Genomic DNA, 20,306 nt, shown 5'->3' with positions numbered 1-20,306 from the left:
ACAATACAATTCAAACGCTTACTTAGTTGCCCATTTGAGCTTTAATCAGGTCACCAATCGTCTTAGGACCATTGTCTTGACCAGCAGGAGCTGTTTTCAAGTTAGCAACTGCTTCTTTCTCTTCAGCTTCGTCTTTCGCTTTGATAGACAAGTTGATTGCGCGAGATTTACGATCTACGTTGATGATCTTCGCTTCAACTTCTTGACCAACTTCAAGGAACTTAGTTGCATCTTCAACGCGATCGCGGTTGATTTCAGATGCTTTCAGAGTCGCTTCAACTTCGTCAGCTAACTTAATAGTAGCGCCTTTAGCGTCAACTGCAGTTACAGTACCTTTAACCAACGCACCGCGTTCGTTAGCAGCAAGGAAGTCATTGAACGGATCGTTGTTCATTTGCTTGATGCCAAGGCTGATACGGTTGCCTTCAGCGTCTACAGAAAGGATAACCGCTTCAACAGTGTCGCCTTTCTTGTAACGACGAATCGCTTCTTCGCCTTGTTCGTTCCAAGAAATATCAGACAAGTGAACTAGACCGTCGATACCGCCTGGCAAACCGATGAAGATACCGAAGTCAGTGATAGATTTGATCGTACCAGAAACTTTTTCGCCTTTGTCGTGATCTTTAGCAAACTCTTCCCATGGGTTAGCACGAGTTTGTTTGATACCAAGAGAAATACGACGACGTTCTTCATCAACTTCAAGAACCATAACATCAACTTCGTCACCAATCTGAACAACTTTAGATGGGTGGATGTTTTTGTTAGTGTGATCCATTTCTGAAACGTGTACTAAACCTTCAACGCCTTCAGCGATTTCAGCGAAACAACCGTAGTCAGTCAGGTTAGTTACGCGCGCTTTAACGATTGAACCTTTAGGGTAACGGTTCATGATCGCTAACCATGGATCTTCGCCAAGTTGTTTAAGACCTAGAGAAACACGGTTACGTTCGCGGTCGAATTTAAGTACTTTAACAGTAACTTCTTGACCAACTTCAACAACTTCTGAAGGGTGCTTGATGCGTTTCCAAGCCATGTCAGTGATGTGAAGAAGACCATCAATACCGCCAAGGTCAACGAATGCACCGTAGTCAGTAAGATTTTTGATCGTACCAGTAACTGTTTGACCTTCTTCAAGCTGAGCAAGAAGAGCTTCACGGTCAGCTGAAGATTCAGCTTCCATAACAGCACGACGTGAAACAACAACGTTGTTACGTTTAGCGTCAAGTTTGATTACTTTGAATTCTAACTCTTTGCCTTCTAGGTGAGTAGTATCACGAATAGGACGAGTATCAACTAAAGAACCTGGAAGGAACGCACGTACTGGACCGATGTCAACGGTGAAACCACCTTTAACTTTACCAGAGATAACACCAGTAACGATTTCGCCGTCTTCAAAGATTTTTTCAAGTTTAGTCCAAGTTTCTGCGCGTTTAGCTTTTTCGCGAGAAAGAACTGTTTGACCCATACCATTGTCAAGTGCTTCAACAACTACGTCTACAGTGTCGCCAACTTGAACTTCAAGTTCGCGCTGTTCATTTAAGAACTCAGCACGGTCAACAACGCCTTCAGATTTAAGGCCAGTGTCAACAGTTACCCAATCAGAGTCAATGCTTACTACAACGCCTTGGATAACTGCACCCTTTTCAACGTTGAGGTTTAATTCGCTTGCTTCAAAGAGGGCTGCAAAAGATTCGGTCATGATATTTCCGATAAAGTCAGCGGTCTTGGATCAGACAAGGCCGGTTTAATTAAGCATCTACATAGTCCATATAAAACTGATCAAGCTATGCGTTTGCTGATAAAATTGGGTTAGTTTGCTAACTGCTGATCCACATAAGTGGTCATCAGCTGGAATACTTCATCGATATTCAAATCTGAACTATCGATAATGTAAGCATCATCCGCAGGCTTGAGTGGAGCGACAGTGCGTTCCATATCTCGTTTATCGCGAGCGATGATATTAGCTAAAATGTCGCTTATTTTAACATCCAGCCCCATGCCCTGCAACTGCTTTACACGTCTTTGCGCACGGGATTCAGCCGAGGCCGTCAAATATATTTTTGCCTGGGCGTTCGGGAAGATACTTGTCGCCATATCGCGTCCGTCTGCTACCAGACCCGGTGCCTGCGCAAAGGCATGTTGGCGTGAAACCAACGCTGTTCTAAGCTCAGGAATTGCTGCAACTTTTGAAGCAAACTCTCCTACCCGTTCAGTGCGAATAGTTTGGGACACATCTTCACCATCCAGCCACACCTGCACCCCGGTGTCGGTACTGACAAACTGGATATCTAAATTTGTTGCGATTTGTACGCATTCTGGCAATTTCGTGTCTAGAGAATCCAGCAAATCATGGTGATGCAATGACAAACCCAAAAGGCGGTATAAAGCACCAGAATCCAATAAGTGAAACTGATAATGTGCAGCCAGTTTCGCTGCTAACGTGCCCTTGCCAGACCCACTTGGACCATCAATGGTAATAATTTGAACTGTCATTGCTTTCCCGTTGTTGTTTAAACAGATTTTGCGAGTTTTGTCAGGCCTAGTTTAATCGCTGCCTGTAACTGTGCAAGGATTAATTTACTCACAAAAGGCGCACGTGCCTGCAATTCAATCGTATAAGTTACTAGCGTTTTGTCATCAGCCAGTGCTTCAAATTCAATAATACCCAAATGATGCTTGATTAACGGATTTTTAATAATCTGGTATTCGATGCGATTATTTGGCTCGAACAAGGTAATTTGTTCTTTCAGCGGCTTTATTGGCCCCATACCCATTGCACGTACCGAACCGAGTCCATCAGGATGTTCAGCATCCGCAGAATCCTTGATTCGTTCGACCTGCATCGGTGCGAAGGCAATATTATAGGTGTCATGCTTGGACATCAAATTAAAGACATCATCAAGCGCTGCCGGAAATTCTTTTTTTACTTGAATGCTGTTCATTATTGTTCCTGAAGATTGCAGATATTTGAAAGTAAGCAAATTTTAGCGGATAAAGCAGATTTATTTCTGCGTATTTAATAACTTTTCTTGTAACTTGAGTTCTCGTTTCTGCTCGCGGCGCAACTTAAAAAATGCACTCAGCTGTTCAGAACATTGCTGCTGCATGCAGCCTGCCTGGAAAGGAAATACGTGATTATAATAACCGGTTTCAAACAGTTGACGCGCACTCACCAATGAACCCGCTTTCGCTTCAAATGCACCAAATACCACTCGCGAAACCCGCGAATGCACCAGTGCACCGACACACATGGTGCACGGCTCAAGAGTCACATAGAGCACCGCATCATCAGGTAACCGATAATTTTGGAGGTTTTGACACGCATCACGTAGTGCAACAATTTCGGCATGCGCAGTCGGATCATTCAACGAGATGGGCGCATTAAATCCTTGGCCAATGATCTGATTCTGACTGACGATAATTGCCCCCACAGGAATTTCTCCCTGTGCAGCAGCAAGTGCAGCCTGCTCGTAAGCACGCTGCATCCAGTATTCATCTGTAAATTGTGTTTCGGACATTGAAGCTTAAATCACACCATAATGCTTGAGCAGCTCATTCCAGCTTTCAATAGTCGTAACTGGAGGATTCCCAGACAGGATCCCTTTCAAGCTCATATCTGCACCTTTTTTCCACTCAGGACTAAGGTCTTTGTCGACCAGACGTGCTCGTACACCCTCAACAAAGTCATGATGACGAATTTTCCAGTCCGAGATCTGAACTTCCAGTTCGAAAACTTCATTCCAGGAATGTATCTGCTTACCCCATTGCCACAATAGCCAGGTCAAGGCTGCAGTAGTTGGCGAACCTTTTTTCAGGTTTTCACTGGCCTGACGCAACCAGTCACTGCGTGCGTCACTCAGGCCAATAATCGACTCATAATCATGCTCAAAGTTGACACCACGGCAAACACTATGAATCACATCCAGAGAGTTTTGCAACGGTCCCGGGCCGACCGGACGGTGCATACTATTCAGGGTGTCATCAATGGCACGGAAGTCACCTGCAGGATAATGCTCCCAGTCAATATTAATGACTTTATCCAAAACTGAATCACGCTGTGCATCACAAATATGCGTTGCCCAGCCAATCCCGTAAGCGCCCGCAGCAGTCATGATTGAACCGGTCAAGCCGGTAAATAGACCAATCGCACCACGATCTGCCAAGAAGCGGGTTGCACCCACGTCTGGATACAAACCGATATTGATTTCAGGCATTGCCAAACGTGAATATGGCGTCACTAAACGGAAAGGCGCCGCCATAAACAAGCCCAAGCCACCACCCATCACATAACCTTCACCCCAGACTAAAACGGGTTTGGCATAATTATGCAGTAACAGATCGAGTGCATATTCTTGTTCAAAGAATTTATTGGCAGCCGCGACTTCATCATTAATCACTAACTGACGCAGCTTACGCACATCCCCACCCGCACAGAACGCTTTCGGTGTGGTTGAATCCAGCCAGATGGCTTTGACGCTATCATCATGATGAAAGTCCTGAAATACTTCCAGAAGTGCGGAAGCAATCGATTCATCGAGAGCATGCAAAGATTTCGGGCGATTTAAACGAACGATACGCCAACCATTGTGCGCTTCTTCAACAATCAAATCCGGATGATAATGTTTAGTAAGGGGAGAATATTTCATGCGTCCAGCTGCCAATCTATAGGCTCAATGCCATGTTGTTTGAGGTAGTTATTCGATTTTGAAAATACTTTACAACCAAAAAAACCACCACGGTTTGCTGCCAAAGGCGATGGATGTGCTGCCTTTAACACGAGATGCTTGTCTTGATTAATGCGCTGTCCTTTACGCTGTGCGTATGCGCCCCAAAGAATAAAGACAATATGTTCACGCTGTTCATTTAATACATCAATGACGTGATCGGTAAATTCTTCCCAACCGCGCTTCTGATGCGAAGTTGGCTGACCTGCTTCGACGGTCAGTACTGCATTTAACAGAAGCACACCCTGCTCTGCCCAATGCGTCAAGTCACCATGCTTCGGTCTTTCAACCCCAACATCAGCATGTAACTCATGAAAAATATTACGCAAAGATGGTGGTAATGCAACCCCCTTTTGCACGGAAAAGCTTAATCCATGCGCCTGATTTGGGCCATGATAAGGATCTTGCCCCAAAATTACCACTTTTACCCGATCTAGCGGCGTGGTATTTAACGCATTAAAAATCAGATGATTGGGAGGATAAATGATTTTATCTGCTTTTTTTTCTTCAACGAGAAATGCTTTTAATTCATCCATTTTCGGACTGAGCAAAAATTCACTCAATCCATATTTCCAGCTTTCATCCAGCTGAACTTTATTCAGCTTGGCCAGTTGCTGTTCATTTAAAGACATTCTTCAATCCTAAATCTATGTCAATGGATTTAAAGTCACGCAGACTTTAAATCTGTACCTGTAAATCTACTGTAGGGTTATGAAATGGTGTGCCCTGTTTGAGCTTGGCAAACATGTCCGGATCTGTCCATTCAGCCTGCACTTGTTCAGAGAACTCAAGTTGCTCCAGACTAAGGATGCCCATTTGTTCATTTTGAATATCTTCTAAAAAGCTTTGTGCATAGCCGGTGTCGGTTTCATGCACAATCACAGAATAGACTTCGACATCGCCTTCACCATTTTGAGTCACGGTCGATGCCAGCACCTGCTGTGCCAGAAAGAAGAAAATACGTGAAAACTGTTCTGCTGATGGCGATACCGGCAAAGACACCCAGCGCGCACTGAAATTCTTGCAGGCCTGAATATATTCCGGATCGTCATTTTGCCAAAAGCAGATGGCATGATCGAAAGAATCAAAGAAATCCTTAATCACACCTTTAAGCAGACCAAAGTCATAGACCATTTGACCATGATCTAGCTTCGAGGCTTTTAGCAATAACTCGACTTTATAACTATGGCCATGGATCGAACGCTTACAGCGATCTGACGTGCAGTTACGCACAATATGAGCATTCTCAAACTTAAATAACTTACGAATTAACATATGCCGTAATGTCGTCAAAAAATAGGTGAATTAATTTTGATTATAAAGCAAAAGTAAAGCTTTGAGGATTAATTTTGCTGTTTAGCATGATAGGGAAAAGGCATCAGCCCGGCATTTGCGCTTATCCAGCCTGTACAATTCATGAGCTAAAATTAAAATGGCGCCATGCTACGGTAAGCGACATAAACCTGTTTGTCCTGACGAACCAGATCGCTGCTAAACTGGCGCTTACGCTCACTTAAAACCACTTCGATTCGGGCTTTAAAATAATTGGATTGCACCCCAAGCAGACTGTTAAACAAATTACGCCTGTCCGCATCGACCTGAGCGAAAGGCTCCAGTGACCACAGATCAGTCACATTGGAAAAGTGCTCCAAATTGGCCTGACGCTGATCCAGCAATTGCTGCACTGCATTCACATCCAGCTTTTCATCCATACTAGCCAAAAGAAAAGCTGAAGCGGTATTAATATTGACCAGGCTCTCCTGCACCGGTGCAGTACTCAGATAAGGTGCTATCAGCTTATATTTATTCTCTTCAAAACCGCGTACCAGCTTTAATTCTTCTACGCTGTGAAATTTTGCATTCGGTGGCAAAGCAGCATTGGGCAAGCCCTGATAATAGTTAGATTCGGCGCCCATGCCCCCACTGACCAGCTCGTCTGCATCCTGCCAGTCAATGACTGCTTCACTGAGCTGTTCCGGCAAACTGGCACGTTTTAGAATCAGCTCGAACCATGCTTTGGCATTTTCATTGACTGCGCCTTCGGCAGTAATCAGGCTATTTAAATTAAACTTGCCTGATTCATCCTGTATTATTCCGGAGACATAACCGTCATCTACCGGAAAAGCTGGCATGGGCTGCGCCCAGGTTTCCTGCAGATGGTCGACCTCTGCGGCATTTTCAGCATCATCGACCAGCAATTCAGAAAAAAAGGCCTCAGCACTTTTGGCATACATTAAGGACTGGTTTTGTCGCATCAAATAGGCAGTGCTTTCAGCAGTTGCAGCTTGACGTTGCGCAATCGTAGCCGCCAGAATAGTCGCTAGCGCTACCATCACCAGAATGGTAATCAGTGCAATGCCCTGCTGCTGTTTGATCATGATCGCTTTATTCATTTTCATTTCTTATTATTCTGAGCTGGGTTGACCGGTGTTCTGAGTATCAAGCAAAAAGTCCGTATTTAATAAACTGAACATCCATTCATAACTGACGCCATTCACGGTTAAATTGATTTTAATCCCTTTAGGCAAACGCTGTTTATGCTCTAACTGATTCAGATCAGTAGAAGTATCCGGCCATTGCGTGAGTTCATTCGGATTGAGTACGACGATCTGGAATTGTTCCACTTCCGACAATAAAACACTGGATTCGGGCTGATCTTGACCTGTCTGATTTAGATTCCGGTATTTCAAGCGATAAAGTTTCTGCTCATCGGCTCGGTACTGATATTCAATGCGTTCATCTGGGGAAATCCCTTCTTCTAAAGGATCAGTTACCCCGGTTTTACTAAAGTTAAAACGTCCGTTCTGCAGCACCAGAGCCGGTTGAATATCGCCATTGATGTTGGCCGTTAAGGGTACTGCCTGTACGGTATCTCGCAGAATCTGCTGATAGGTTTGCTGTAACTGACCTAAACGCTGTTCATGAATCACATTCTGATCTTTCGTTTTGACAATATAATCAAAAACTTTCCAACCCAAAGCAGACAGCACTGCAAAGATCGCAATTGCGACCAATAATTCAACCAGAGTAAATCCTTTAGACTTCATGGAGTATTGTTCATACGATGATTAAAGAACATCAGGCTGCTGATACCAGATTCCACCTGACCACTGTCCTGATTAACCAGACTCACCTGCAGCTCGATTCGCTGAACATTCGGACTGACCGTCGGTTCACTGCGTTTATCGATCTGCCAGGTTTCACCTTGCTGGGTCAGCTGTTTGGAAGCCGTCCCTTCCATCCATTCCTGATTGATTTCCATTTGCGCCACTTCATTTAAGGCAACAAACTGTGCTTTGGTACGTAGAATGGCATTCGAGGTGGATTGGGTATATTGCATCGCGACTTTGGTCAGGGTTATGGCTGCGGTCGCAAAAATTGCCAAGGCGACCATAACTTCCAATAAGGTAAAACCTGAGGCACGATTAAGTCGAGTAAAACTCGGCCTGATAGCACCAAATCCAGTATTCTGCTTGAAATATCTAGATTTCATTGATTTTACCCAGATGATCAATCTCAATCGCAGCACCCACTTCACGGTCTTCTAAAAAGAACTGAATCCGCACCGGTTTGACTTCACCATTGCCGAGCCAGATTAATTGAGGTGAATTTGCCTGAGTCAGGTCACGATTTTGTGCCCTGGCATAACGCTGCTGTTCCAGTGCCTGAATTTGAAAGGAAATATGATCAGGCAAACTACGCAATTTAAAATCTGCATAATTTTGCCATTTCTCATCTTGCAGGTTCGGTTCAGTCTGCGCTGCCGAACGATATTCTATAATTCCATAGCGAAATGGTGTGACATCTGTCGCTGATTGAACGTCAAGCGCGAGTATTCTGGATTGGTCATTAGCCTCGCGTAGCACCCGTTGCAAGTCCACCAATAAAATTTCTCGTGCCTGCATCGCTTTGCGCTGATCGACACCACTGGTATTCAGCAGCACTAGTGAAGCCATAATTCCCATAATCACAATCACCACCATCAATTCGATTAAGGTAAAGCCACGAACTGCACTGTGAGGTGATCTGATCATAGGACAACCTTAGGCAAACTGCTCGGCTGAATGTACCTGCTTAGGCAAAGCCAGTGCCTGATCGATATAGGCTACACGCAAGGTATCGCGCGAACCCAAATAACGCTGATAGAAACTGGAATTAAGAATTGCAGCTGCACCATGGGTCAACGACCAGATCGAAGCCAGATAATCGCGTACTGACATGCGGCTATTAATAGAAGCCAGATAAGTTTCTGTCATACGGATAATCAGGCGTAAACGCTGTTTGCGCACCTGATAAAGTTCGCTAAAAAGGTGCTGGATTCCAACCCCAGTCGTCGACAGGCGTTCTTCAATCTGATGAAACAGCACGGTTCGTTCCGGATGATGTAAATGATGCAGCATAAAGAAGGCCAGATGTTCAGGAAAGGCTTTATCGCTATCCTGAATCATTTCCAGCAACATGCGCTCATTACGGATAATCAGCAGCATGTACAGCTCATCTTTACTCTGAAAATGTTTATAAAGTGTCCCTTTGGCCAGATCAAGCTCGGCAGCCAGCGCATCTAGCGTCATTCCTGCTTCACCATTTTCCAACAGGAGCTGTTCTGCAACTTGAAAAATCAAGGTTTCTCTTGCTCGAAACTGAGCCTGACGATCCATCTTCACCCTATAAACTCTCTTTGTACTTTATATAACTTTATTTACTTTAAATTCAGAAGATTTTCAAAGTTCTGCTTTGTGATAAAAGCCATTTCTTCTAGCGACTTATCATATACATCGCAAAGCGCTTTGGCTACATAAGGAACGTATTTAGGCTCATTAGATTTGCCACGATACGGCATTGGCGCAAGATAAGGACTATCGGTTTCAATCAGCACACGATCCAGCGGAACCTGTTTGGCGACATCACGCAGATCCTGCGCATTTTTAAATGAAACAATTCCGGAAAATGACACATAATAGCCGCAATCCAGTACTGCTTTGGCGGTTTCCCAGTCCTCGGTAAAACAGTGCAGGATGCCATGCGTAGATTTTTCCGCGCGAATAATATCGACGGTATCATGCTTGGCGGAACGGGTATGAACGACTACAGGTTTTTTGGTGATTTGTGACGCATGGATATGCCGGGCGAAACAGGCTTTTTGCTCTGCAATAAAATCGGTACTGTGATAATAGTCCAGACCTGTTTCACCGAGTGCCCAGACTTTCTCCGGTTGCGCCAGTTCGACCAGATATTCAGTCGTGGCACGCGCCATGGTTGCAGCATCTTCGCAAGGATGTACGCCAACGGTATATCCGACATCTGCATGACGCGCGGCAATTTTGGCCAGCTCGATATGATCATCCAGATCGACCGAGATACTCATGAATTTGGAAACACCGGCTTCACGAGCCTGAGCCAATGCCTGATCCAGATCACCATGATATGGTGTCAAATCAAGCAGGGTTAAATGACAATGAGTATCTACAAACACGATGCGTTCCTACCAAGGGTAAATTAACTACATAGTGTAACTTTTACGTCCTTCAGATTTAAGACCTGCAACCAGACGATCTGCTTCATTTTTAAAATAAACGCCTTTTTCACCGCTTAACTGGATGCCAAAGCCTTGTGGCTTGATGCCATTCTGCTTTTGCGAGACCCAGATGACTTTACCGGTTAAAGGAATTTTCTGGGTCTGGTCAGGCAAAGTCGTCAATACAAAAACCTCTTCGCCCAGTTTGACCGGCTGCTTGGAAGGAATAAAAAGCCCACCACCCACAACATAAGGCATATAGCTGGCAAACAGTGTTTCAATGTCAGGAATATTGGCCTGAATAATACCGCCCATACGTGGTTGCATGTGATTTCCCCTTAATTAAAGATTCATCAGCGTGATAAACAATTCATCAATAACCAGATTGCTTTGGACATTCTGTTCAAGGAATTGTTTAGCGCGCTGAAAATCTTCATAAATTTTAAAAAGTGCTTCTAATGAATATTGTTCGGCAAGTACATTGAATTCAAGGTCAATGTTTTTCACCGTCTGATTTAGCTTGACACAAATTAAATCGGACAACAAGTATTCAAACATTTGAGCAAAGTCATCAAAATTCAGGTTTTTATTCCATTTGGTCGCAATTGCCATCGGCATATTTTTTTGCATGACCAGTTTTTGCCAGTCTTGCAGGAATTCCTGACGTAGTGGCAGCCAGGCACTTTGTGCAACCTCTAGTGCCTGTAACGGCATCTGATTGGACAGGTTCATCAATAACTGTTGTTGGCTAGCACCTGCATCTGGGAGCTGATTCTGGACATAATCGCTAAATTGTTCTGCGGAAATCCGGTCCAAAGCAAAATGCTGCAAACGACTGCGTATAGTCGCGGGCAATTTTAAATAATGATTCGCCAGTAAAATAATGACCGTATTATCACCGGGTTCTTCCAGTGTTTTGAGTAAGGCATTGGCAGAGGCAATATTCAAGGCTTCTGCCGGCTCAATCACAATCACGCGCCAGCCATCTACAGTCTGTTGCACAAAAGGCAGCAGATCGCGAATCTTCTCGATCTTGATTTTGGCATTCTGTTTTTTATTGTCGTCATCGGTACTGATATGCACATAGTTGGGATGGGTGTCTGCCTTTAACCATTGACAGCTACTGCATTCACCACATGGCCCGGCAGGCTGACGATTCAGGCATAACACCCAAGCCAGAAACTGTTGGGTAAACGCTTCTTTACCACAGCCTTTTTTTCCATAAAACAATAAACCATGTCCAAGCTTGGGAAAGCGCCCGGTCAGGGTTTCCCAAACCTGTTGCTGCCATGGATAGATATGTGCATTGACATCAAAAGGCATGTATTTGACTCTTCTTAGGCAAAATGGGAAAGATCCATCTGATTCAGGCGATCCAGATCTTCCTGGGTATCCACCCCTGGCGGCAAATTGGCTTCAGCCACCGCAATGGCAATACGGTGTCCATTTTCCAGTACCCGTAACTGCTCTAGAGATTCCAGTTTCTCCAGCACACCCATTTCCCAGGTCACATATTCTTGCAACAGTTTTACCCGATAGGCATATAGGCCTAAATGACGATAGGCCTGATCATGCAGTTTTGGTTCAGTCAGTTTCGCACCATCACGGTCATAAGGAATGGTAGCACGGCTAAAATACAGTGCTTGCTGGTGTTTTGACATGACAACTTTTACAATGCTGTCACGTTTGAATTCATCCAGTTGATGGATCGGCTCACATAGCGTCGACATGGAAGATTCAGGCTGATCTTCCAAGAGTTGAGCAACCTGTTTTACCAGTTGCGCCGGCAGTAAGGGTTCATCCCCCTGTACATTGACAATAATGTCCTCACTGGCCCAGCCTTTGATTCGAGCCACTTCACTCAAGCGGTCTGTGCCTGAAGGGTGATCCGCCGAGGTAATGACAACATCAATGCCTTCAGCACGGCAAACGGCAGCAATACGCTCATCATCAGTTGCCACACACAGATCATCAAAACCTTGCACTTTTTTGGCTTGGTCCACTACCCGCAGAATCATGGGACGACGATGAATTTCCAGCAAAGGTTTACCCGGTAAACGTGAACTGGCGAAACGTGCAGGAATAACAATGTGTTTCATAATGAATGAGCCTTAAGAAATTTGAATACCGTATTGTTGTAACTGTTGCTGCAAGACTGTATAGCAGGCTGGCGATAGGACTGCATCGACTGGCACCACCCAGATATCCTGTTTAAAATCTGGATATTGTTTAAGTAGCGCCATAATTTTTATTGCGTCTTTTTCAGTGGTAATAATCGGATTGTTATCATCGAACTGTAAATCTTCAATGTCATAGTCATGATGGTCTGGAAACTCATGACACTGAAATTGTTCTATGCCTAAATTTTGCAAGGTCTGATAAAACCGCTGTGGAAAGCCAATGCCGACTACCGCATAAAAAGCCGCTTGAGGATCAAAGATTTTAGTGCTGTCCTGATTGAGCAAATAAGGCTGTGATGCAGCCAGATGCATATTCAGTTCAGAGCTTGGGTTAGCCGAATGCTCAATTACGGTTCCGGTTTTTAGCCGTGTTACAGGTTCGCGTAGATAGCCTTCAGGTAAAAGCTTTTGATTACCCAGACCGCGATTATTATCCAGCACAATCCACTCAATCTGGCGATTCAAGGCCCAGTGCTGTAATCCATCATCACAGATAATCAGATCCAGCTCATGTTTCTGCAATAACAGTTCAATACTTTTCTGCCGGTTGGGACCAACTGCCATCGGTACACCTGTTGCCTGCACAATCAAGGCAGGCTCATCTCCGACAATCTCCGGCAAGGTATTAAAGTCGACATAGGTAGGAAATGGGCCTTGACCACCATAACCACGGCTAATCACTCCCACACGGATATTTTTCTCGGTTAAATAATCCACCAGATGAATCAGCAAAGGTGTTTTACCGCTACCACCGACTGTGATGTTGCCAATCACCATAACGGGAATCGGCGCGCTATAACTTTTTTTAATGCCTTTTTGATAGAGCCAGTGATTGCTGACAAAACCCAGGCGATATAACCATGACAAAGGACGCAGCACCACCAGCCACTTTGCCTGTGCATTCCAAGCATCCTGAATGATTTGTGCCAGTGCCATAAGTTACTGTTCCTCAAAGTTACGCTGATGCAACTGATAATAAGCACCATGTAGCGCAATCAGTTCGGCATGACTGCCCTGCTCAACAATACGGCCCTGATCCATAACCACAATACGATCCGCGTTTTCAATCGTCGATAGACGATGTGCAATTACGATGGTCGTACGGTCCTGCATGGCTTTATCAAAGGCACGCTGAATAAAGTATTCCGACTCGTTATCCAGCGCACTGGTCGCTTCATCCAGAATCAGGATAGAGGCATTTTTCAAAATTGCGCGTGCGATCGCGATGCGCTGACGCTGGCCACCAGACAGGTTTAAACCCTGGGCACCCAGCTGAGTATCATAACCTTGCGGCAATGCCATAATAAAATCATGCGCATAGGCTGCCTTTGCTGCCGCGATAATATCTTCATCGGAAGCACCTTCGAGCTGACCATAAGCAATATTTTCCCGCACGGTACGATTAAACAGTACTACTTGCTGGTTCACCATAGCAATCTGGGTTCGCAAGGCGGTAATTTCAAAATCTTCAATCGGTTTCTGATCCAGCAAGATCTGCCCAGAAGTTGCATCCTGATAACGCACCAGCAGATTCACCAGAGAACTTTTTCCTGCACCAGAACGTCCTACCAGCGCTACTGTTTCACCGGCCTTGACCTGCAAATTAAAGTCATGAATAGCACGATGGCCATCATCATAAATCAAGTTGACATCTTTAAACTCGATATCGCCTTTCAGGCTATCCGTTAAAGTCCCGGTATTTTTTTCTTCAGGCATATCCAGCAATTCAAATACCGAATGAGCCGCAGCCATACCACGTTGAATTTTTTCATTGATATCCGTCAAGGCTTTGATCGGTCTTGCCAGCATACCCGCCGCAGTAATATAAGCGACAAATTCACCCGCAGAGGTATCACCCAGAATTTGCGGACGCAAGGCAATAAACATCACAATACTCAGTGAAATCGACATGATCAGCTGAACCACAGGACTATTCAACTGTTGTACAGCGACCATTTTCAAGCCACGACGCAAGTTTTCCAGCGAGTTCTGTTTAAAGCGTTCCTGCTCATAACTTTGCCCTCCAAAACCCTTGACGATCAGGTTGGCATTCACCGTTTCCTGCACCACATGGTTTACATCACCCATGGTGTCTTGCACTTGCTGCGATAATTTACGCATCCGTCTTGCAGCTTTACTGATAATAAAGCCAATGACGGGTGCAAAAATCAGGATACACATGGTCAGACGCCAGTTGGTATACAACAGGTAGCCTAATAATGCCAGAGTGATCAAACCTTGTTGCAACAAGGTTCTTAAAGCTTCAGTTGAAGCAGCGGTTAGCTGTTCAACGTTATACATGATTTTGGCAGTAATATGCCCGCTGGTATTATCCAGATAATACTGGGACGGTAAACGCAGCAATTTTGCAAAAACTTCCTGACGGATGTTGAATACCAGATTCCGGGAAATTACCGCAGTAAAATATCCACCCATGAACAAACCCAGGCCCCGGAAGAACATGAGTATGACCACTAAAAACGGGAAAAGTGATGTGAAACTCTGGTCTTTATTTTGAATCGCCTCAATAATATATTCCAGTAATTTAGCGACAGAGACTTCCGTAGCGGCATTAATAGAAAAACCCAGCAGGACAAGCAATGCAATGCCCCAAAACGGTTTTAAATAACTTAAAAGGCGAAGATAGACCTTAAAATCGTGCTTCACTAATAACCTCGGGTGGGTACTTTGGTACTGATATTAATATTTACAAAGCCGAGCTGCCCGGCCACATCCATGACACGAATCACGTCCTGATGGCTGGCTTTTGCGTCAGCTGCAATAACAAATATTAAATCACGGCGTTCATTAGAAATCTGTTTAATTGCAGTATTTAAATCCGCGACTTCCTTACTGGCCAAGGATTGACCATTGACTGCGTAATGACCATTGGCATCCACAATCACTTCAACTTTCTGATCATAGCTTTTAGGCGGTACACCTTGCGCATCCGGCAAGGTCAGATTCATTCGGCTCATTTGGCTAAATGTCGTCGACAAAAGTAAAAAGACCAGAATAAACAGCAGACAATCAATCATCGGTGTCAGATTAATATGTACATCTTCCACCTGGTTGCGTTTGAATTTCATCATCCGCCTCCTAGCTGGCTTTTTGCATGTCTTGATCTATGTCTGCATGATTACGATAAAAAAGATCCGCATGAAACAAAGTCGCTTGCTGCTCAAGTTCAGCCACATATTCCTGAACAAGACGCTGAAAATAACGGTGAGCAAACAGTGCAGGAATTGCAATCAGCATACCGGCTGCCGTGGTAATTAAAGCCTTGGAAATACCGGGCATCATCAAGACCGGATCACTTCCAGTTCCCACATCGATCATCAGGAAAGACTCAATAATCCCAAGTACGGTCCCCAACAAACCGAGTAAAGGCGCAACTGCACTCAACGTGCCCAGAAAATTAATATTTTTTTCCAGATAACCGATTTCCTGTGACGCCACCACTTCCATCTGCGCGCGAGCATACTGCTCACCCTGCGGCTTACTAGTATAGCCCGCAGCCAATACCCGGCCCAAAGTGCTTTGCTTTAAGGCCGCACTTTGATTCATTTTTTGCATGACTTGTGCTGTATTTTGCGAAGGCCCCATCAACAGTGTCAACGGAAGTACTGCATTCTTTTTCAGGCGAATCAGACGCTCGATCGAAATCGCCAGCATAAAGATAGAACACAAGACCAGGGGCAGCATAAGCCAGCCACCTGCTTTAACCAATTCCCACATCTAATTTATTCCCCAATAAAAAAAATATATAAATTATTCATCTTCTAAAATAGAAAGAATGCCATCCAGCTCTTCTAAAGAGTGATAGCTAATAACCAGTTTCCCTTTACCTTGCTTGTTATAGTCAATTTTAACATCTGCACTGAAACGCTCTGAAAGGCGCTGAGTCAATTGCTGAATATCCGGTGCTACAGCTTCTTTTACTTTTTCTTGTTTAGGTGTATTGAAATCACGGACTAACTGCTCGGTTTGACGAACAGACAGACTTTTTTCAATTACGATATCTGCAACTTTGAGCTGATCTTTAGCTTTTAAGGTTAAGATCGCACGTGCATGCCCCATATCCAGCAAACCCTGCTGCATAAAGTCTTTCACTTCTTCTGCCAGGCTAAGCAGGCGAAGTAGGTTACTCACTGTCGTACGCGCTTTACCCACGGTATCTGCAATTTCCTGATGGCTTAAGCCAAATTCTTCATGGAAACGTTGCAGAGCCATCGCCTGATCAATCGGATTCAGATCCTGACGCTGGATGTTTTCAATCAAGGCCAGTGCAATCGCAACCTGATCATTCAGATCACGTACAATCGCAGGAACCTCGGTCAAACCCGCCAGCTGTGCAGCACGCCAGCGACGCTCACCCGCAATAATCTCGTATGGATAGCGTTCATCGTCAACCGGACGGATCACGATGGGCTGCATGATGCCATGCTTTTCAATCGATGCCGCCAGTTCCTGCAAATCCTGCTCGTTAATATAACGGCGCGGCTGATATTCACCGCGCTTGAGCAAGTTCACATCGATCTGTTTTAGCTGACCATGGTCAAGACCTTGAGCTTCGAGTTGTAATTTTTCTTTTTGAATTGAGCCTAGCAAGGCATCCAAGCCACGACCTTTGGCGAGTCCACGTTTCTTGACGGTCATGCTTTACTTCCTTTTTTCACTTTGCTTTTCTTTAATACTTCAGCTGCCAGATTTAAGTAAGCAACTGCACCCTTTGAGCTTTTTTCAAAATAAATCACCGGCAAACCGTGTGCTGGCGCTTCAGCCAGACGAATATTTCGTGGAATTACGGTTTCATACAGTTTTTTACCGAAATATTGTTCTAATTCTTCAGAGACATCACGGGTTAAGGCATTACGTGCATCGTACATGGTGCGTAATACACCGACAATTTGCAGGTCCGGATTCAATGCTTGCTGAATCCGATCGATGGTCTGGGTTAAATCCGCCAGACCTTCCAGTGCATAATATTCACACTGCATTGGAATCAGCACACCATCCACGGCTGCCAAAGCATTGACAGTAATCAGGCTAAGACTCGGTGCACAATCAACAATAATATAATCAAATGAGGATTCAATTTCCTGCAATGCATCCCGTAAAATGAACTCGCGCCCTTCCTGCTCTGCAATCGCCAACTCAACCCCAGCCAGATCACGGTTTGCCCCAAGTACCTTGTAACCGACTTCCGCCTTAGATATCGCCGTTTCAATCGGCACTTCACCCAGCAACACATCGGTAACCGAATACAGCAGGTCATTCTTCTGAATGCCAGACCCCATGGTCGCATTACCTTGCGAATCCATATCGACCAGCAAAACACGTTTTTTTAACACAGCTAAAGATGCCGCCAAATTTACTGCGGTTGTGGTTTTACCTACACCACCTTTTTGGTTTGCAATCGCAATAATTTGTGCCATGTTGCCCCCAATCCCTTTAAAAATCTTAAATACGTTTTAATAGAAGTAAATGACGCTGTTCGTCTAAGCGCGGAACTTTAAGTTCAATAATCTCACAACTAAATTCATTTTTTAAAGTAGCAACTTCATCTTCAGGAATTAAGCCTTTCATTGAGGCAATAATCGTTTGTTCGTGCATATATGGCTTAGAAGCATCGACAAAGTCTGTTAATGATGCAAAGGCACGACTGGTAATCACATCAAATTGACCCAGCTCATTGATGCTGTCTTCATTTTCTACACGCGTTTGCACGGCAATAACATTTTTAAGTTTTAAGTCAGCAATAAACTGCTTGAGGAAACGAATTTTTTTACCGTTAGAATCCAGTAATACACATTCACGCTCAGGCTGACATAAAGCAATGATCATGCCCGGCATACCGCCACCTGTACCGATATCCAGCAGTCTGCCTACAGGCAAGTCCTTTAAAATACTTAAACTGTCGAGCAGATGCTTGACCAGCATTTCTTTAGGATCACGGATTGCAGTCAAATTGTATGCTTTGTTCCACAACACCAAAGCATCCTGATACTTGAGTAATAAATTTAAAGCTTCATCAGATAGCTCTAAACCCAAAGCCTGGCTACCCTGCTTTAGTTCTTGAAAAAACATGTGCATAAACAATCTACGCTCGAAAAAGTTAGGTGGAAGTATACCGTTTTCTCTATATTGGCACAGTAGGCAGTGCTTAGCGAATATTCACTTAAGCAAACTTCCCTTCATGGATCGCCGTATCCAGTGCCGTTAAACGCTCCGGGGTTCCCACATCAACCCAAATGCCTACCAATTTAGAAGCGGCAACCTGCTGATTCTGCATTGCCGCTTTTAGCAATGGCGCTAAAGGACGCTTGCCAGTCTCTAAGCCTTGGAACATCTTTGGATCAAGCACGGATACACCACTAAAAGTCAGGTTTTCACCTTCGACTTGCTGATCAAAGGTATAAGCTTTCCCGGCTGCAAGCGTAAAATCACCTTCAGGATGTTGTTCAGGGTTCTGCACAAGTACGAGATGCGCCAAATTACCCTTTAGATCAATATCCAGTAAAGGAGCAAAATCCATCGTGGTCCAGACATCACCATTTAACAGAATAAAAGGTTCATCACCGAGTAGCGGCAAGGCATTAATGATTCCTCCAGCGGTTTCCAGACCTTCACCCTCATGTGACCAAAGGATGTTGATGCCAAATCGTGAACCATCGCCCAAAGCTTCTGCGAGTTTTTCACCGAGCCAAGCCGTATTGATGACAATTTCAGTAACACCGATCGCAGCCAGTTTCTCTATATGCCAGACGATTAAGGGCTTGCCCCCAACTTCCAGCAAAGGCTTTGGCGTATGCAGCGTTAGCGGCCGCATACGATTGCCAAGACCTGCGGCCAAAATCATCGCTTTCATTTATGCAGCCACCTCATATGAGCCATATTTTGCTTCAAAAGCCGGCATCACTCGGTCACGGATAAACTGCATGAATGGCTCTAGCTCTGCATAAGTCTTAGATTCTTCAAGCAGATACCACATCACACGTGGTAAGTCCTTGAGATAACCTGACTTACCATCACGTTCAAACAGACGCACAAAAATACCGAGGATCTTGATATGACGTTGAATCGCCATCATGTCGGCATCTTTTTTAAACTGTTCAAAGTCACGGCCTTCTTTAGCAGATGCTGGCAATAACTCATAGAAAGTTTTGAACCAGCGATACACACGGTCGGCATTCCACTGCACATAAGCATCACGGGTAATCGAGATCAAGTCATAAGTATCGGCACCAATCACAGCATCCTGAAAATCAATCACACCGAGTTCGGTTTCATTGTCGATTTTCATCAAATTCCGGCTATGAAAATCCCGATGCACGATCACCTGTGGCTGTGCCAATGCGGCATTCGCCAAAATCGCAAAAGTGCGTTTGATCAAGGCGCTTTCTGATTCAGTCAGTTGAACCTTTAACGCTGGTAACATCCAGTCAGTCAGCAATTCCATTTCCGAGATCAGTTTTTCATAAGAATATGCCGGGAAATGCCCTTCTCCAGCAATCGATTGTAGTTGAATGAGCTGCTTAAAGCTTTGCTCATAATAGGCATCTACAGTCTCGTCATTCAGCAGATTCGACAGCAGCACATCACCAAAGTCTTCGAGCAGTAAAAAGCCATTTTCCAGGTCTTTTGCCACGATATGCGGAACACGCACGCCATGTGCATCAAAAAACTCATCTATCGTCACAAAAGGCACACAATCTTCTTTTTCTGGTGGTGCATCCATCAGCATAAATGTTTTATTATTCAGTTTGATTCGTGCATAACGACGGAAGCTGGCATCACCTGCTAAAAAATGAGTTTCAAATTGATCTGAACCGAGTACAGAGGCAATCCAAGATTGTATCAATTGTTCGCGTTGTGTATTCATTT

General features: G+C 44.5%; 25 protein-coding genes. All 25 read right to left on the bottom strand.

All coding sequences use genetic code 11. The annotated features are described in order from the left end of the window. Positions 1-22: 22 nt before the first annotated feature. Positions 23-1,699: a 30S ribosomal protein S1 gene (rpsA, locus tag AC13CK_RS15940; RefSeq protein ID WP_004645456.1), complete on the bottom strand. Its 1,677-nt coding sequence runs from the start codon at positions 1,697-1,699 to the stop codon at positions 23-25. A gap of 110 nt (positions 1,700-1,809) precedes the next feature. After that, entirely contained in the window at positions 1,810-2,493 is a 684-nt protein-coding gene (gene cmk, locus AC13CK_RS15935; RefSeq protein WP_425879850.1) for a (d)CMP kinase, read from the bottom strand. Between the two features lie 17 nt (positions 2,494-2,510). Next, complete coding sequence (locus AC13CK_RS15930; RefSeq protein ID WP_004645458.1) at positions 2,511-2,942, bottom strand: SRPBCC family protein; 432 nt, start codon at positions 2,940-2,942, stop codon at positions 2,511-2,513. Positions 2,943-3,002: 60 nt separating this feature from the next. Then, on the bottom strand, positions 3,003-3,518 hold the full coding sequence (tadA, locus tag AC13CK_RS15925; RefSeq protein ID WP_396469443.1) for a tRNA adenosine(34) deaminase TadA: 516 nt from the start codon (positions 3,516-3,518) through the stop codon (positions 3,003-3,005). Between the two features lie 6 nt (positions 3,519-3,524). Then, positions 3,525-4,646, bottom strand: a complete 1,122-nt coding sequence (locus AC13CK_RS15920; RefSeq protein WP_310078240.1) for an enoyl-CoA hydratase/isomerase family protein — start codon at positions 4,644-4,646, stop codon at positions 3,525-3,527. After that, positions 4,643-5,356, bottom strand: coding sequence for a uracil-DNA glycosylase (gene ung, locus AC13CK_RS15915; protein ID WP_005247316.1), 714 nt, complete (start codon positions 5,354-5,356; stop codon positions 4,643-4,645). Before ung ends, AC13CK_RS15920 begins: the two co-directional genes overlap by 4 nt. Positions 5,357-5,402: 46 nt before the next feature. Beyond that, on the bottom strand, positions 5,403-5,999 hold the full coding sequence (locus AC13CK_RS15910; protein WP_004278864.1) for a 6-pyruvoyl trahydropterin synthase family protein: 597 nt from the start codon (positions 5,997-5,999) through the stop codon (positions 5,403-5,405). Positions 6,000-6,151: 152 nt separating this feature from the next. Continuing rightward, entirely contained in the window at positions 6,152-7,123 is a 972-nt protein-coding gene (gene gspK, locus AC13CK_RS15905; protein WP_425879851.1) for a type II secretion system minor pseudopilin GspK, read from the bottom strand. 6 nt (positions 7,124-7,129) lie between these two features. Continuing rightward, on the bottom strand, positions 7,130-7,771 hold the full coding sequence (gene gspJ / locus AC13CK_RS15900; RefSeq protein WP_005247320.1) for a type II secretion system minor pseudopilin GspJ: 642 nt from the start codon (positions 7,769-7,771) through the stop codon (positions 7,130-7,132). After that, positions 7,768-8,217, bottom strand: a complete 450-nt coding sequence (gspI, locus tag AC13CK_RS15895; RefSeq protein ID WP_425879852.1) for a type II secretion system minor pseudopilin GspI — start codon at positions 8,215-8,217, stop codon at positions 7,768-7,770. Before gspI ends, gspJ begins: the two co-directional genes overlap by 4 nt. Beyond that, positions 8,207-8,758, bottom strand: a complete 552-nt coding sequence (locus AC13CK_RS15890) for a type II secretion system protein (protein WP_425879853.1) — start codon at positions 8,756-8,758, stop codon at positions 8,207-8,209. Before AC13CK_RS15890 ends, gspI begins: the two co-directional genes overlap by 11 nt. A gap of 9 nt (positions 8,759-8,767) precedes the next feature. Continuing rightward, positions 8,768-9,382 carry a TetR/AcrR family transcriptional regulator gene (locus AC13CK_RS15885; protein ID WP_005252237.1) on the bottom strand — a complete coding sequence of 205 codons (615 nt, stop codon included), beginning with the start codon at positions 9,380-9,382 and terminating at the stop codon, positions 8,768-8,770. Between the two features lie 41 nt (positions 9,383-9,423). Continuing rightward, the gene (locus AC13CK_RS15880; protein WP_005106566.1) at positions 9,424-10,197 is read right to left on the bottom strand and encodes a TatD family hydrolase; all 774 of its coding nucleotides are present in this window, start codon (positions 10,195-10,197) and stop codon (positions 9,424-9,426) included. A 27-nt stretch (positions 10,198-10,224) separates the two neighbouring features. Beyond that, complete coding sequence (locus AC13CK_RS15875) at positions 10,225-10,566, bottom strand: PilZ domain-containing protein (protein WP_004278877.1); 342 nt, start codon at positions 10,564-10,566, stop codon at positions 10,225-10,227. Positions 10,567-10,581: 15 nt separating this feature from the next. After that, positions 10,582-11,562, bottom strand: coding sequence for a DNA polymerase III subunit delta' (locus tag AC13CK_RS15870; protein WP_425879854.1), 981 nt, complete (start codon positions 11,560-11,562; stop codon positions 10,582-10,584). 14 nt (positions 11,563-11,576) lie between these two features. Continuing rightward, positions 11,577-12,338 (bottom strand): 3-deoxy-manno-octulosonate cytidylyltransferase, encoded by a 762-nt coding sequence (gene kdsB / locus AC13CK_RS15865; RefSeq protein WP_425879855.1) that lies wholly within the window; start codon positions 12,336-12,338, stop codon positions 11,577-11,579. Between the two features lie 12 nt (positions 12,339-12,350). After that, on the bottom strand, positions 12,351-13,355 hold the full coding sequence (gene lpxK, locus AC13CK_RS15860) for a tetraacyldisaccharide 4'-kinase (protein WP_425879856.1): 1,005 nt from the start codon (positions 13,353-13,355) through the stop codon (positions 12,351-12,353). Between the two features lie 3 nt (positions 13,356-13,358). Continuing rightward, complete coding sequence (gene msbA, locus AC13CK_RS15855; RefSeq protein WP_148334409.1) at positions 13,359-15,086, bottom strand: lipid A export permease/ATP-binding protein MsbA; 1,728 nt, start codon at positions 15,084-15,086, stop codon at positions 13,359-13,361. Next, complete coding sequence (locus tag AC13CK_RS15850) at positions 15,086-15,508, bottom strand: ExbD/TolR family protein (protein WP_425879867.1); 423 nt, start codon at positions 15,506-15,508, stop codon at positions 15,086-15,088. The genes msbA and AC13CK_RS15850 overlap by 1 nt, the downstream gene beginning before the upstream one ends. A gap of 10 nt (positions 15,509-15,518) precedes the next feature. Further along, complete coding sequence (locus tag AC13CK_RS15845) at positions 15,519-16,157, bottom strand: MotA/TolQ/ExbB proton channel family protein (protein WP_425879857.1); 639 nt, start codon at positions 16,155-16,157, stop codon at positions 15,519-15,521. Between the two features lie 33 nt (positions 16,158-16,190). After that, positions 16,191-17,078, bottom strand: a complete 888-nt coding sequence (locus AC13CK_RS15840; protein WP_004731487.1) for a ParB/RepB/Spo0J family partition protein — start codon at positions 17,076-17,078, stop codon at positions 16,191-16,193. Then, positions 17,075-17,857 (bottom strand): ParA family protein, encoded by a 783-nt coding sequence (locus tag AC13CK_RS15835; protein WP_004278889.1) that lies wholly within the window; start codon positions 17,855-17,857, stop codon positions 17,075-17,077. The genes AC13CK_RS15840 and AC13CK_RS15835 overlap by 4 nt, the downstream gene beginning before the upstream one ends. A gap of 25 nt (positions 17,858-17,882) precedes the next feature. Beyond that, the gene (gene rsmG, locus AC13CK_RS15830) at positions 17,883-18,515 is read right to left on the bottom strand and encodes a 16S rRNA (guanine(527)-N(7))-methyltransferase RsmG (protein WP_004278890.1); all 633 of its coding nucleotides are present in this window, start codon (positions 18,513-18,515) and stop codon (positions 17,883-17,885) included. Between the two features lie 85 nt (positions 18,516-18,600). Further along, positions 18,601-19,290 (bottom strand): N-acetylmuramate alpha-1-phosphate uridylyltransferase MurU, encoded by a 690-nt coding sequence (gene murU, locus AC13CK_RS15825; RefSeq protein ID WP_253174244.1) that lies wholly within the window; start codon positions 19,288-19,290, stop codon positions 18,601-18,603. Beyond that, entirely contained in the window at positions 19,291-20,304 is a 1,014-nt protein-coding gene (locus AC13CK_RS15820; protein WP_425879858.1) for an aminoglycoside phosphotransferase family protein, read from the bottom strand. It lies immediately after the preceding gene. Positions 20,305-20,306 lie beyond the last annotated feature (2 nt).

Source organism: Acinetobacter sp. L-24, assembly GCF_056857555.1.
The sequence above is the reverse complement of the archived record's forward strand: the minus strand, read 5'-3'. Positions and strand labels throughout refer to the sequence as shown.

Coding starts and splice junctions, on each gene's coding strand:
- rpsA (WP_004645456.1), bottom strand. CDS start 1,699: ATGACCGAATCTTTTGCAGCCCTCTTTGAAGCAAGCGAATTAAACCTC.
- cmk (WP_425879850.1), bottom strand. CDS start 2,493: ATGACAGTTCAAATTATTACCATTGATGGTCCAAGTGGGTCTGGCAAG.
- AC13CK_RS15930 (WP_004645458.1), bottom strand. CDS start 2,942: ATGAACAGCATTCAAGTAAAAAAAGAATTTCCGGCAGCGCTTGATGAT.
- tadA (WP_396469443.1), bottom strand. CDS start 3,518: ATGTCCGAAACACAATTTACAGATGAATACTGGATGCAGCGTGCTTAC.
- AC13CK_RS15920 (WP_310078240.1), bottom strand. CDS start 4,646: ATGAAATATTCTCCCCTTACTAAACATTATCATCCGGATTTGATTGTT.
- ung (WP_005247316.1), bottom strand. CDS start 5,356: ATGTCTTTAAATGAACAGCAACTGGCCAAGCTGAATAAAGTTCAGCTG.
- AC13CK_RS15910 (WP_004278864.1), bottom strand. CDS start 5,999: ATGTTAATTCGTAAGTTATTTAAGTTTGAGAATGCTCATATTGTGCGT.
- gspK (WP_425879851.1), bottom strand. CDS start 7,123: ATGAAAATGAATAAAGCGATCATGATCAAACAGCAGCAGGGCATTGCA.
- gspJ (WP_005247320.1), bottom strand. CDS start 7,771: ATGAAGTCTAAAGGATTTACTCTGGTTGAATTATTGGTCGCAATTGCG.
- gspI (WP_425879852.1), bottom strand. CDS start 8,217: ATGAAATCTAGATATTTCAAGCAGAATACTGGATTTGGTGCTATCAGG.
- AC13CK_RS15890 (WP_425879853.1), bottom strand. CDS start 8,758: ATGATCAGATCACCTCACAGTGCAGTTCGTGGCTTTACCTTAATCGAA.
- AC13CK_RS15885 (WP_005252237.1), bottom strand. CDS start 9,382: ATGGATCGTCAGGCTCAGTTTCGAGCAAGAGAAACCTTGATTTTTCAA.
- AC13CK_RS15875 (WP_004278877.1), bottom strand. CDS start 10,566: ATGCAACCACGTATGGGCGGTATTATTCAGGCCAATATTCCTGACATT.
- AC13CK_RS15870 (WP_425879854.1), bottom strand. CDS start 11,562: ATGCCTTTTGATGTCAATGCACATATCTATCCATGGCAGCAACAGGTT.
- kdsB (WP_425879855.1), bottom strand. CDS start 12,338: ATGAAACACATTGTTATTCCTGCACGTTTCGCCAGTTCACGTTTACCG.
- lpxK (WP_425879856.1), bottom strand. CDS start 13,355: ATGGCACTGGCACAAATCATTCAGGATGCTTGGAATGCACAGGCAAAG.
- AC13CK_RS15850 (WP_425879867.1), bottom strand. CDS start 15,508: ATGAAATTCAAACGCAACCAGGTGGAAGATGTACATATTAATCTGACA.
- AC13CK_RS15845 (WP_425879857.1), bottom strand. CDS start 16,157: ATGTGGGAATTGGTTAAAGCAGGTGGCTGGCTTATGCTGCCCCTGGTC.
- AC13CK_RS15840 (WP_004731487.1), bottom strand. CDS start 17,078: ATGACCGTCAAGAAACGTGGACTCGCCAAAGGTCGTGGCTTGGATGCC.
- AC13CK_RS15835 (WP_004278889.1), bottom strand. CDS start 17,857: ATGGCACAAATTATTGCGATTGCAAACCAAAAAGGTGGTGTAGGTAAA.
- rsmG (WP_004278890.1), bottom strand. CDS start 18,515: ATGCACATGTTTTTTCAAGAACTAAAGCAGGGTAGCCAGGCTTTGGGT.
- murU (WP_253174244.1), bottom strand. CDS start 19,290: ATGAAAGCGATGATTTTGGCCGCAGGTCTTGGCAATCGTATGCGGCCG.
- AC13CK_RS15820 (WP_425879858.1), bottom strand. CDS start 20,304: ATGAATACACAACGCGAACAATTGATACAATCTTGGATTGCCTCTGTA.